General features: G+C 67.7%; 9 protein-coding genes. 6 read left to right on the top strand and 3 right to left on the bottom strand.

What is annotated here, in order from left to right; translation table 11 throughout:
- The first annotated feature begins 83 nt into the window (after positions 1-83).
- Together JOF56_RS23690 and JOF56_RS23685 are read left to right on the top strand one after the other, a co-directional pair.
- Positions 84-671: an RNA polymerase sigma factor gene (locus JOF56_RS23690; protein ID WP_209641698.1), complete on the top strand. Its 588-nt coding sequence runs from the start codon at positions 84-86 to the stop codon at positions 669-671.
- A complete protein-coding gene (locus JOF56_RS23685; RefSeq protein WP_209641696.1) occupies positions 664-1,566 on the top strand; it encodes a CU044_5270 family protein in 903 nt (300 codons plus the stop codon). Before JOF56_RS23690 ends, JOF56_RS23685 begins: the two co-directional genes overlap by 8 nt.
- A 31-nt stretch (positions 1,567-1,597) precedes the next feature.
- On the opposite strand, the gene JOF56_RS23680 is transcribed toward JOF56_RS23685, so the two are convergent.
- Entirely contained in the window at positions 1,598-5,233 is a 3,636-nt protein-coding gene (locus tag JOF56_RS23680; RefSeq protein WP_209641694.1) for an ATP-binding protein, read from the bottom strand.
- Positions 5,234-5,671: 438 nt separating this feature from the next.
- Between JOF56_RS23680 and JOF56_RS23675 the strand changes: the two genes are divergently transcribed.
- Positions 5,672-6,289 (top strand): helix-turn-helix transcriptional regulator, encoded by a 618-nt coding sequence (locus JOF56_RS23675; protein ID WP_209641692.1) that lies wholly within the window; start codon positions 5,672-5,674, stop codon positions 6,287-6,289.
- Here JOF56_RS23675 and JOF56_RS23670 read toward each other — a convergent pair.
- Positions 6,282-9,650 (bottom strand): ATP-binding protein, encoded by a 3,369-nt coding sequence (locus JOF56_RS23670; protein ID WP_209641690.1) that lies wholly within the window; start codon positions 9,648-9,650, stop codon positions 6,282-6,284. The two genes, JOF56_RS23675 and JOF56_RS23670, sit on opposite strands and share 8 nt — an antisense overlap.
- 256 nt (positions 9,651-9,906) lie before the next feature.
- Between JOF56_RS23670 and JOF56_RS58160 the strand changes: the two genes are divergently transcribed.
- Positions 9,907-10,905, top strand: coding sequence for a GntR family transcriptional regulator (locus JOF56_RS58160; RefSeq protein WP_209641688.1), 999 nt, complete (start codon positions 9,907-9,909; stop codon positions 10,903-10,905).
- 100 nt (positions 10,906-11,005) lie between these two features.
- A complete protein-coding gene (locus JOF56_RS23660; RefSeq protein ID WP_209641686.1) occupies positions 11,006-11,377 on the top strand; it encodes a DUF4180 domain-containing protein in 372 nt (123 codons plus the stop codon).
- On the opposite strand, the gene JOF56_RS23655 is transcribed toward JOF56_RS23660, so the two are convergent.
- Positions 11,346-11,990, bottom strand: a complete 645-nt coding sequence (locus JOF56_RS23655; RefSeq protein ID WP_209641684.1) for a transglutaminase-like domain-containing protein — start codon at positions 11,988-11,990, stop codon at positions 11,346-11,348. The genes JOF56_RS23660 and JOF56_RS23655 overlap by 32 nt on opposite strands.
- A gap of 103 nt (positions 11,991-12,093) precedes the next feature.
- Here JOF56_RS23655 and JOF56_RS23650 point away from each other — a divergent pair, with 103 nt between their 5' ends.
- The gene (locus JOF56_RS23650; protein ID WP_209641682.1) at positions 12,094-12,702 is read left to right on the top strand and encodes a 5' nucleotidase, NT5C type; all 609 of its coding nucleotides are present in this window, start codon (positions 12,094-12,096) and stop codon (positions 12,700-12,702) included.
- Positions 12,703-12,777: the final 75 nt, after the last annotated feature.

Below are 12,777 nucleotides of genomic sequence, written 5' to 3'. Positions count from 1 at the left end.
CATGACTCGTTGCCGGCTCGTGAACTCTTTTCGCACGTCTGACGGATAGCAGGTGAGCGTCCGCACCCGCGAAAGGTGGTTCATTGATTCCGACAGATGACCGGGATGACGCGGCGATAGTCCAGGCTTCGCTGCGGGATCCCGACCAGTTCGCCGTGATCTTCGACCGGCACGCGCCCTATGTGCACCGGTATCTGGCGCGGCGGCTGGGCCTGCAAGCAGCTGACGACCTTGTCGCGGAGACGTTCCTTGTCGCGTTCGGCAAACGGAAACGCTATGACCACAACCGGACCGACGCCCGGCCGTGGCTTTACGGCATCGCGACGAACCTGGTCGGCCAGCATCGCCGGGACGAGGCCAAACAGCTGCGGTTACGCAACGCGATCAGCCCCGAACCCGATGTGGCCTCGCATGCCGAGCGAGTGGTCGCGCAGGTCGCGGCCCAGGCGATGGGCCAGTTGCTCGGTACCGCGCTGGCCGAGTTGTCCACTGGGGACCGAGATGTGCTGTTGCTGGTCGCCTGGGAAGGGCTGACCTACGACCAGGTCGCCATGGCGCTGGACATTCCGGTCGGGACAGTCCGGTCACGACTCAACCGGGCCCGCAAGCAGGTCCGTGAAGTACTCGAAGTGCCGCAGCGCAAGCAGAAGGAGATCAGGACCCATGGATGAGATGCAGTTGCTCCGGGAGCTGGGTGACCGCACTCCCCTGGCCACACGCAACGACCTCGCGCCCGCCCGCGCGGCCTTGCTCGCCAAGACCAAGCCCAAGGCCCGCAAGCGGTTCGCCATCTACGGCGCGGCTGTCGCCGCAATGGCAGCGGCGATCTTCGCGGTCTTCGCCCTGATCCCGCCGAGCCACAGCGGCACCGAAAACGTCAGCGGTCCAGCCCGAAACACCGGCGAGAACACCGGCGGGGTCACTGGGGCCAGGAACGACGACCCGGTGCAGGTGTTGCGCCTGGCCGCGACGAGCGCCCTGCAGACCAAGGACATCACGCCCCGCTCGGACCAGTTCGTCTACATCAAGACACAGTTCGAGAACGGGTCGGTTCGCGAGGACTGGTTCTCCGTCGACGGCACCCATGACGGCCTGTTCAAGATGCAGACCGGCGAGGACATGCCGGTGCCCGGCTGCCGCAACGGCAAGATGGCTGTCTACAAAGGCCCTGACCTGCTGCCTGGCAAGACCGACGACTGTGAACCGAATCCCGCCTACCGGCCGGATCTGCCCACCGACGCGGCCGGGATGATCAAGTATCTGCGGAAGGGCAACGCCAGCCTGAACTCCACGGCCAAGGACATCAGTTTCCTGTTGAGCAGCATCTACATGCGGCCGCAGTCGCGCGCGGCGCTGTTCGAGGCGGCGACCAAGATCGAAGGCCTCACCGCGACACCTGGCGTGACGGACGCGGCCGGCCGCCAGGGCATCCAGATCGGCTGGAACAAGGACGGCTACTCCGGCGACTTCATCGTGGACGCCAAGACCTACGCCTACCTCGGCTACCGCAAGAACGAGGCGCAGATGGCCATGGCCATTGTGGACAAGGTCGGCCAGCGCCCCTGACTGGCGACTCGTGAGTGGCCCGTCCGGCCACTCACGAGTCGAGCAGGCGACGAGTCACGGCCAGGCGGGAGTCGACGCCGAGTTTGCGCAGTATCCGGGAGATGTGCAGCTGAACTGTGCTGCGGGACAACGAAAGCTGGACGGCGATGTCGGCGTTCGGCCAGCCCGCGGCGACCAGGGCGGCCACCCTGGACTCCGTTTTGGACAGAGGGCCTTGTGGCACCACCACAGGCTGCAGCGCGAACGGTGCCATCCTGGATTCCGCCCGGCGGGCGTCCCAGGCCGCGCCGAGCTCGTTGTAGACGATCATCGCTTCGTGCAGGGCTTTACGCGCTTCGTCCATCCGCCGGTCCGCGGCCAGCAAGACCGCCGCGTCCTCCGAGGCCATGCCGTACTCGATCTTCCGGCCTGTCACGGAGTAGTGCTTGGCGACAGTCAGCAGTTCACCCGGATCCGACTCGATCAGCCCACGGCACCATTGCACGGCGGCCGACGCACGCGCCGGCTGAAGCTCCATTTCGGCCTCGGCCACGCAGACGTCCAAAGCGGACAGAGCCAGCTCTCGGTCACCCTGGTCCAGTGCGAGCCGGACGACCTTCGGCAACCACTGGTGGCGCAACATCATCCGCGAGTAACCCGGGTCCAGCACGGGTCTCAGCAGCTTGAGCGCCTCGTCGGGCCGGCCCCGCTGCTCGGCGGCCAGCGCCTCGGCCATCAGCAGGAAGTCGCTGCTCTCCTTGGCTTCCGGCGTGGGTTTCGACTGGCCGGCACCCATCTTGAGGTGTCGTTCCAACCTCACCGAGTCGTCGCGGTGCGCGGCGATCAACGCGGCCGTCCCGTACAGCAACCGGATCACGCCGTGCTGACGCAGTCCGTAGAACGTGATCTCCGGCCCGTCCTGCATCACCGAGTCGAGTTCGGCCTGTGCCTCGTCCCACCGGCCGAGCCAGTAGTAGTGCACGGCCGCGGCGATGTGCGGGCCGGTGGGCAGGTTCAGCCGGGTGACCAGGTGGCGGGCGGCGTCCAGGCTCTGGTCGGCGTCGTCGAGCCGGTCGAGGTTCTGCAGGGTGAACATCTTGTTGTCGAGCATGCTCAGCAGCAGGTCGCCCAGTTCCGGGCGGCCGGAGATCGCCGAGATCGCGGCGTTGATGTAGTCCAGCGCCGCGGCGTGCTTGCGCAGCATCGACGAGATCTGCCAGAGGAACTGCGACCACTGGGCGATGGCGAACCCGTCCTTGGCCCGTAGCGCGTTCGCCAGTTCCTCCTGCGCGGCCGGCTCGGCGGCCGCCGGGTCGTCCAGGCCGCTGCGTTCGACCATCGCGCGCATCGCCTGGTGACGGGCCCGCCAGTGCTCAGGCACGTCCGGGTCGCCGATCACCTGGTCGAGCGCCTCGATCGCGCGGGCGTTGTCGTGCCCGAGGTAGTCCAGATACGCGAGTACCAGTCGCATTTCAGCGGCGCGTTCGGGATCGCCTGTCATCGCCAGCACGGACCGCGCCTCGGTCTGTGGCCTGCGGCCGAGCCAGAACTGCACCCGGGCAAGCCGCGCGGTGAGCGTCTCGCGGGCCTCATCACGCAGGCCAGGGCTGGTGACCGCGTGCGACAACAGGTCTGCCGCGATGGTCGGCGACCGCCGGGCGACCGCGTTGGTGTTGGCCACAAGCCATTTGGTGACCCACGCGTCCACCGGCACGCCCGCACCCTGCAACTGGGCGGCCACCAGCGACACCTGCGCACCGGCCTCGTCCAAGGTCTCGGCGGCCTGCCTGTGCAGGGCGATCCGGACGGCCTCCGGCATCGCCTCGTACAACGCACGGCGTACCAGCGGATGCCGGAACGCGAACCGCTGCCCGGCCTCCCGCAGCACCCCGGCGGCCGAGGCCTCCTCGACCGCTCTGATCAGCTCGGATGCCGGCCGGATCATCACTGTGGCCAGGTCGCCCAGGTCGAACTCGACGCCCAGCAAAGCCGCCCACCGCAACGCGTCCTTGGTGAGGTTGGCAAGGTGACCGGTCCGCCGTGTGACCACGGAGGCCAACGCGGGCTGAGCCTCGGTCAGCCCTTCACAGTCCATGTCGCCGACGTCGGCGATCCCGTTGGCGATCGTGATCGCCTTGTCCCGGACCAACGCCTGCACGATCTCCCGGATGAACGACGGGTTGCCGGCCGCGGAGTCGGTCAGGCCGAGCAGGGTCCCACCCGGCTCCGCACCGAGCAGACGGCCCGCCAGCTCAGCCGTGCCCGCCTCGTCCAACGGCTCCAGGGAGATCAGCTCCCCGGCCCAGACCGACACCACCGACCGGATCTGGTCCAGCTCGGCCCGCCGGGGCGCCGGCCGGCACGAGCCGACGAGCAGCAACGGCAACTGCCGGGTCATCCGGGCAAGCCGGTGCCAGACAAGCAGGCTGGCGTCATCGGCCCACTGCAAGTCGTCGAGCACCAGGACGACCGGGCCGTCCCCGCACAGCTGCTCGACCAGGTCCACCAGCTGTTCCACGGCGGCCAGCAGCGGATCCTCCGGCTGCCAGCTCGGCTGCTGGCCTGACTCCCCCGCCCGCAGGGATTCGGCGACCTCGGCCCGCCGGGGGTCGGCCGACCGCGAGTCCACACCGAGGCAGGACAGGATGAGCCCCAACGGAAATCGGCGGCCGACCTCGTCGCCTGCGGCCCACAGCAACTGGCCGCCGCGGTCGGCGGCGTCGCCCAAGGCCGCCGCGAGCAGCGCGGACTTGCCGATCCCCGACTCGCCCTCGACCCAGACGGCCGAGCCCGCGCCGTGCAGCACGTCGGCAAGCCGTCCACGCAAGGCGGAGAGTTCGTTCGACCGGTTGACGAATACGTCCGGACGAGCCAGCTTGGCGAGCGACGGCGTCCGCGGCGGGGGTGCGGCCGGTGCTGGCCTGGCCACGATCTCGCCGTACACCCGGCGCAGGTTCGCGCCCGGCTCGATGCCCAGCTGCTCGATCAGGATCTGTTTGGTCTCTTCGTAGACCTCAAGCGCTTCCGCGTCCCGGCCACCGCGATGCAGGGCCGTCATCAGCAAGCCGCGTAACGACTCTCGCAACGGATGTGCGCCGGCCAGGCGGTAGAGCTCGGTCACGGCACCGGTGATGTCACCGGCGGCCAGCATGATCTCGGCACGCCGTTCGAGCGCGGCCAGTCGCAGCTCGCCGAGTCGTTTGCGGTGCAATGCGGCGAACGGGCCCTGGATCCCGGCGAGTGCTTCGCCGTGCCACAGCTTCAGTGCCGCGTCCATGGCGGCACGGGCCGACGTGAGGTCCCGGCGGTTCCACAGTTCGTTGGCAGATTCCCTGAGCCGGTCGAACTCAACAACGTCAAGGTGATCAGCATCAAGCTGTAGTGAGTACCCCGAGCCTTCGGAGACCAGCGTCTGACCACCGGACCACCGCGACCGATCGGGCTCGAGAACGCGCCGCAGCCGCGAGACGTACGTATAAAGACTGCCGCTGGCACCGCTGGGCGGATTCTCGCCCCACACCGAGGAAACAAGCTCCTCGCGGGACACGACCCGGTTGGCTCGCATGGCCAGAGCTGCGAAGACAGCCCGCTGACGGCCCGACCCCAGATCGAGTGGCTGCTCTCCACGCCAGGCGGTCACCGGTCCGAGCACCTGCACACGCAAGGACTCGACTAGCTCCGCCGCCATACCCACACCCCCGGATCGAGACAAGAGGATACCGCCGGGTCAAGCCTTTCCGGAACGGCCGAAAGTCGGGATTCCATATGCGAAAGGTTTTATGAATTTCGCCGAGAAATTCCCGGCTGTGACGCCTTTCACATGGGTTTATGACCGACGGTGCCGGGCCGGCATCCGTGGCCGCCACTGACCAACAGGGCAGCGCTGGCTGACCGAAAGACCCCGAACAGGTGAAACACCTTCTGCTCTGGCGGTGCATGGGCTTCAATACTCCAGCCGGGCCCGGAGCCGAATCGGATCTTTCGGGCGCTTGTTGCGGCCGCGTGACCGTCGTCACCGTCGCCGTCAAGGTTACTCGCGGGTTCGTTCAAATCGCGGCAAGTCTTTGTGAAGATCAATGGCTGAGACTCATTCCCATTCCACAGGCGAGATGTCGGGGAAGGCGCGATGGAACGGGTAAAGATCGTCATACAAGCAGGCGATCCGATCACCTACGTGGGACTGTCCAGTTATCTGCAGTCCAGACCGGAGGTGGCCGTGGTGGAACAGCGCGACCAAGCGGACGTGCAGGTCCTGTCCACCGAGCGGGTCGGCCCGGACGCACTGGCCAAGCTGCGCGCATCGGCGGCCGACGGGGGTCGGCCGACCGTGCTGATGACCGGTGAACTGGGCGAGGCGCCCCTGCTCACGCTGGTCGAGTGCAACGTGGTCGCGATCCTGCCGAAGAACTCGGTCACCGGCGACCAGCTCGTGGACTGCATCGTCGCCGCGGCGGCCGGCAACGGCGTGATGCCACGGGATGTCCTGGGCACACTGCTGCGCCGGATCAAGGTGCTGCAGCGCGATGTGCTGGCACCACACGGGTTGAGCGCGTCCGGCCTGGAGCCGCGCGAGGTCGACGTGCTGCGGCTGATCGCCGAGGGCTGGGGCACCGAGGAGATCGCCAAGGAACTGGCGTACTCCGAGCGCACGGTCAAGAACGTGATCTTCAACCTGACCAGCCGGCTGCACCTGCGCAACCGGGCCCACGCGGTGGCCTACGCGTTGCGCGCGGGCGTTATCTAGGCACCCCCAACGCGTTGAGCTTCGCGGTCGTGAAGCCAAGGTCCCACTTCGCGCCGACGCCGGTGAAGATCTCGGCGGCCTCGGTGAAGGCGGCGCGGGCATCGGCCACGAGCCCGCGCTCGGCGAACAACTCGGCCACGTCCCCCAGCGCGGACGCCAGTTCCATCGGCCGCCCGGCCCGCCGGTAGTGCTCGGTCGCCACCAGCCCGGGCTCGGGATCACGCAGGATCAACGCCTGACAGCGCAACAGCGCGCAGAACGCCCGTGCCTGCACCGGTTCACGGGCCGCCTCGAACTCCGCGACCTCCAAGGCCTGCTCGGCTTTGGCCTGATCACCCAGCTCGACCGCGACGCGCACCAGCGCGGGCAACCACTGGTGGCGCAACATCATTCCGGCGAACGCGGGCTGAAGGACCGGCGCCAGTTCGGCGAACGCCCGGCCCATGTCGCCGAGCTGGGTCGCCACCAGCGCCCGTGCGGCGAGCAGGAAGTCGAAACTCTCCCGTTCCGCGTTCGTGGTGACCAGCCAGTGTTCCGCGGCCTCCAGATGAGCCGAGGCACCGATGTGGTTGCCACGCCGGGCCGCGATCAGCGCGGAGAGGCCGTACTGCAGCAATCGTGCCGGGCCCGCGTCCAGCAGGCCGGCGTAGGTGATCGACGGCCCGTCTCCGGTCACCGCGTCGAGCGCTTGCAGTGCCTCGTCCCACCGGCCTTTCCAGTAGTGGTGCACTGCCGTGGTGACGTGCAGGCCGATTGGCAGGCCCTGTTCGGCTGCCAGCTCGTTGGCCACGCCGAGCGCGGCGTCGGCCTCGTCGAGCAGGTCCAGGTTCTGCAGCGTGTAGATCCTGTTGTCCAGCAGGTCGAACTGCATCCCGATCAGCCGCGGATCGTCTTCTACCACAGCGATCGCCTCTTCGACGTGCCGCAACGCCGCGACATGGTCCCGGCGCACCGAGTCCACGAGCCAACGGGTCTGCAGCGCGTGCGCGGCAAGGAAACCGTCACCTTGGTCGACGGCTTGTTCGTACGCGGCCTTCGCCGCGACCTCGGCCGTGCCGACGTCGCTGATGTCGCGGCGCAGGTAGGCCAGCAAAGCCTTGTGCCGCAACCGCCACGCGTCGGGCAGGTCGTCCTCGAGCGGAACCTCGGTCAGGATGGCGATCGCCTCCTCCCGGCGGCCCTGCCGGTACACGATCGCCGCGAGCAACTGGCGCATCTCGGCCGAGCGCACCGGATCCGTGGACATCGCCAGGGCGTGCCGGGCTTTGGCCTCGGGATCACGCGACAGCTGGAACAACACACGGACCTGGGCCGCGAGCAGGATCTCCCGCCGCGGATCGCCGACGTCGAGGTGGTCGATCACCTGGTCCAGCAGCTCGGCGGCGATCAGCGGGGCACGTGCCGCGAGGGCCGGCCCGTGGTCGACGAGCCAGCCGGCCACCCAGGGTTCGACCACTCCGCCGGCCGCGACCAGCTGCTCGGACACACGATGCGGCGGCGCTCCCGCGTCGGCAAGCACCTTGGCGGCCTGACGATGCAGCACTGCCCTGGTCGGGGCCGCGACAGCGCCGTAGACCGTGTCGCGGATAAGCTGATGCCGGAAACCCAGCCGTGGGCCGTCTTCAGCGATGACGTTCGCGGCGACCGCATCGGCCACTGCCCGCACCAGATACCACACGGGCCGCTCGGACACTGTCGCGATGTTGCCGACTGTCGCCTCAGGACCGAGCACGGCGACCCAGAGCAGCATCTCCTTTGTGCTCTCCGACAAGGCTTTCGAGGAGCGCTCCACCGCCGCGATGAGCGAGCGCGGCGCGTCCTCGGCTTTGCAGTCGTCCACATGAGCCACGCCGTCGACGATCTCGATCGCGTCTTCGATCAGCAGCGCGCCAACGACTTCACGCAGGTACAACGGGTTTCCGTCGGCCCGGGAGGCGATCCGGCGCAGCATCCGGCCCGGCCTGGCCCCGACCAGCAGGCTCAGCAGGGACTCGCTGTCGGCGAACGACAGCGGCCCGACCACGATCGTCCGGCCGTTCTCGTCGCTTTCCATCTGACGGCGCAGGTCGAGCAGGTCCGTGCGGCCGTGCCCGGTGTTGGCGCAGCATACAAGCAGCAGGGGCAGATGACTCGCGGCTTCACACAATCTCCGCCAGGTCTGCACACTCGCCTCGTCGGCCCACTGGATGTCGTCGATGACCAGGACAAGCGGGGCCGTGGCGCAGATGCGTTCGACGATCGCCGGAATCGGCTCGCGGGCCGGGGATTTCCGGTCCATGCCGAGGCATTCCAGCACGATCTGCAGCGGGAACCGGCCGGCCAGCTCGTCGGCCACGGCCCAGCCGATCTGCGTGCCGAGGCTCTCCACCCCGGACAGCTCGCTGAGAAGAAGCTCAGACTTGCCAATACCCGGCTCACCTTCGATCCACACCGCGCCACCGCGACCGGCCTGCAGCTGCGCGATTCGTTCGCGCAACAGCTGCGTTTCCGCCTGCCTGCCGACGAACAGCCGTTCGGCCGGCTCGTCGGCCAGGCCGCACGGCTTGACCGAAAGCCTCGCGACCACCGGCTGGGCCTGGAAAGCGTTGCCCGCCAGGACTTGGGAGTGCACCTGGCGCAACGCCGGGCCGGGCTCGGTGCCCAGCTCGCACAACAAGGTCGCGCGTGTGTCGGCGAAGACCTCCAGCGCCTCGGCGTGCCTGCCGCTGCGCGACAGCGCCACCATCAGCAGCTCTCGCAACGATTCCCGCAACGGATGCTCGCGGATCAACGTCTCCAGCTCGGCGGCCACTTCGACGTGTGCGCCCAGTTCGAGGCGGGCGGCCGCGAACGTCTCCACCGCACGCAACCAGGCCTGCTCCAGCCGTGTCCGCTCCTGCTCGGCGAATGGCCCTGGCACACCTGCGAAAGCCTCACCACGCCAGAGCATGAGCGCTTCACCCAGCGCCGTGGCCACACCACGGTGGTCGGCTTTCGCGGCCATCACATTCGCCTGGTCACACAGCTCCTCGAACTGCCTGGTGTCGACCTGGCGCGGGTGCACACGCAACGAGTAACCGCTTCCGGCGGACGCGATCAGATCGCGGCCGAGCGCGCGCCGCAGGCCGGAGACATAGGTGTAGACGCTGCCGTCCGCACTCGCCGGCGCCGAGCGGCCCCACACCGCTTCGACCAGCTCCGCCCGCGACACCGCCTGTCCCGCCCGCATCGCCAGTACAGCGAAAACGGCTCGTTGCCTGCCGGGCCCGAGCCCGATTTCGTCGCCGGCGTACATCACCCTGACCGGACCCAGAAGCTCGACCCGGAGCACGGCCTGCCGACCCTGATCCCCCAGTGCACTCACCTGAATACCGAGAGGCACGTGATCCACCCTACCCGAACCGGGCGGCCCGCATTCCCCTCCCGCGCCACCGCCTCATCCAATGGCTCAACTGAAGCACCTTTGAACCGTTCTGCCGCAACAAGATCATCATTGTGAACCTGCGAGAGTTTGTCCACAATAGACACTGTCGGCGTTTCGCGCACCGCTCCGGGGACTTTCGGGCAAGAACTGTCCGCATGGCGGCCGAGTTGGGTAATCCTGGGCAAGCGTGACCGACATCGTCAAGGAGCCTCCCGTGACATCGACCCTCAGCCGCGGCACCCGGCAAGCCCCGGCGCTCGGCCTCTTCTCCACCGCCGACCGCGGCCGGACGCTCGTACTGCACCTGCCGCACAGGCAGAACGACCGGATCGCGGAAGTCTCGGTCACCGAAAGCCCGCGGTCAGTGCTGATCGACATCGGGCCCGTCGAGATTCCCGGCCCCGACCAGCGGCCACGGCTTGTCAGATCGACGCACAGCGTCGCGCTGGCGGCCCCGCTGGGCAACCGGCGCCTGGCACTGACCTGGGCAGGTTCCCGGATCCCGCTGCTCCAGGCGGTTCCTGCCGGCGCCGCGGACACCGCACAGTCCGCCACCGAGCGGGCCAAGAAGGAACTCGCCGCACTCATCGACACGCTTGAACCAGGCTCGGCGTTGCCCTCCGAACGGGTACTGTCGGAGCGGCTGGAGATCGCCCGGATGACGCTGCGGCACGCGGTGGACGAGCTGACACTGGCCGGAAAGGTCTCCCGGCGCAGGGGAAGCGGCACCTATGTGGCCGAGTCCAAGCTGCTGTGCCGGATCGACGCGGACGGCCTGGACGTGGATTTGACGGCACCCGGCCCTGGATTCGGGCACGTACATGTGGTACGGGACTGCGTCCAGGCGGACGAGGAGGTCGCCGGCGAGCTGGGCATCGACCGGGGCGACCTGGTACTGCACATTGGACGGTTACTGCTGGTCGACCACAGGCCATTTGGCCTGGTTTCCCGGCACATCCCGATCGCCAGGCTGGCCGAGACCCCGGGCGCGTCCGGCACACTGCGCTGGTTCACCGAGCGAACCTCCAGGGTGGACACTCGGATCCAACTGTCGACGGCCACTCTCGCCGAAGCCCGCCTGCTCGACCTCAGCCAGGTGCAGCCGATGCTGGCGTGGCACCGGGTCGCGTTGGACGACAACGACGTCCCGCTCGAACGAACCCGGGTCCTGGCCAGAGGCGACCGGATCGTGCTCGACATGTCAGGTCACTGAGGACAGTCGGGTATTTTGCGTTTCATGGTCATCCAACTTGCGCGACGGGATTGCGATCTTGCGCCGAAAATGAGTGGTGATCACTCGTAGAGTGGACACCATGGACACGCTCGCGCACATCCACGACGTCCCCGTGCTCGTCGGCGACCCGGCAGGGCCAGTGGCCCGCACCGAGGCGGACGCACTCGATCTCGTGGTCGCGGCGGGGCACTACGGCGCGAACGCCGACTGGCTGCTGCTCCCGGAATGCCGGCTGTCGGACGACTTCTTCAACCTGAGCACGGGCTTCGCCGGGACCGTGGCCCAGAAGTTCGTGACCTACGGCATCGGCCTGGCGATCCTCGGCGACATCTCGGCACGGGCCGTGGGCCCGGTGGCCGACTGGGCGCGGGAGAGCAACAAAGGCCGGCACCTCTGGTTCGTCGCAGACCAGGCCGAGTTCACCGCACTGCTGGCCAAACGCGCGAAGTGACGCGGTAGGCGTCCAGACCCGGATACCTGTCGGTCATCTGGGCGGCGAGCAGCACGGCAGGCACATCGTGGAAGCTGCCGCGGTAACGGACATACCGGAACAACTCCCGCCCTTTGCTGTCGTACGGCTGAAGCAGCGCGTCGGATGACCCGTCGAATTCGACCGGCGGGACATCCATCCGCAGGCACAACTCCCGATCGATCATCGGCGTGACACGGATCCACCGGCCGTGCCGCCAGATCTCGCTGTACCCATGCCAGGCGAAGAGATCGGTGCCCATCGCGTGCCGCAACCGCCAGCCGGTGCGATGCCGGTTCAGCACATCCGCGAACGCGACCCGAGCCGGAATGCCGGCCGCCCTGCACAGAGCGGTGAACAGCGTCGCCTTGCTTACACAGTAACCATAACCGGCCTGCAGAACACTGCTTGCCCGATACGTCTCAAGAGTACCGAGATAGTCCGCCATCGAGCCGCCAGGTGCACACGTCTGGTAAGCGACGCAGTCACGGACCACATAATACAGTTCCCGGGCATCGGACAGGCCCGCCGCCAGCGAACGGATCGCCGGATGGTCACTGTCGACGTACCGCCCGGGTGCCAGGAAGTTCGCCATAGCCGACTAAAGCCCTCCCCCGGCAACAGCCGCGCAACAGCTTGCGCCGCTGTTGCGCCGGGCGAGCCATCATAAGCTCGTCCATCGTTCAGGAGGACCAGTCATGTCCCGTTCGCTCGACATCGGCCTTGACGTTGACGGAGTTCTCTATCCCTTCGTCCAGGTCATCGCCGGTTACGCGTCCAAAGTGCTCGGACGGCCGTGTACCGAGAAGGCCGATACATGGGACTGGTACCAGCGGCAGTGGGGCCTCAACCACGACGAGTTCTTCGCCCTCTGTAGCCGCGGTGTACGAGACGGGGTCCTCTTCACCGAGGGCGCTCCGCTGCCCGGTGCGATGCGAGCCGCCAAACGGCTCGCACGTGCCGGCCACCGGCTGCACTACATAACAGCCAGAGCCTTCGCCGGCATACCCGCCCCCGTCGCCTGGCACAGAACAGCGGAATGGCTCCAGAAATGGACCTTCCCAGTCCACTCGCTGACAGTCTCCGGCGACAAGAACTGCCGCCCAACCGACGTCTTCCTCGACGACTCACCGCACACCTGCGACGCCCTGCTCGCCTCCGGGCACCCAAAACCAGTGCTGTGGTCCCACTCCTCCACACAGACCCACACAGCAGCCACAGTGTCCACCTGGGACCAGTTCTTCCAGATCATCGAGGCGGAATCCGGTCCCCTGCCCACCCTGGAAGTCGGCTACGCCGTGTACTAGGACCTGCCTTTGGTTCCTGCCGGGACTTCCTTGTGGTGCATGACGACTGGTCGACGTCGTGATTGTTCCAAAGAC

The organism is Kibdelosporangium banguiense (assembly GCF_017876405.1).
In the GTDB taxonomy this organism is placed as follows: domain Bacteria; phylum Actinomycetota; class Actinomycetes; order Mycobacteriales; family Pseudonocardiaceae; genus Kibdelosporangium; species Kibdelosporangium banguiense.
The sequence above is the reverse complement of the archived record's forward strand: the minus strand, read 5'-3'. Positions and strand labels throughout refer to the sequence as shown.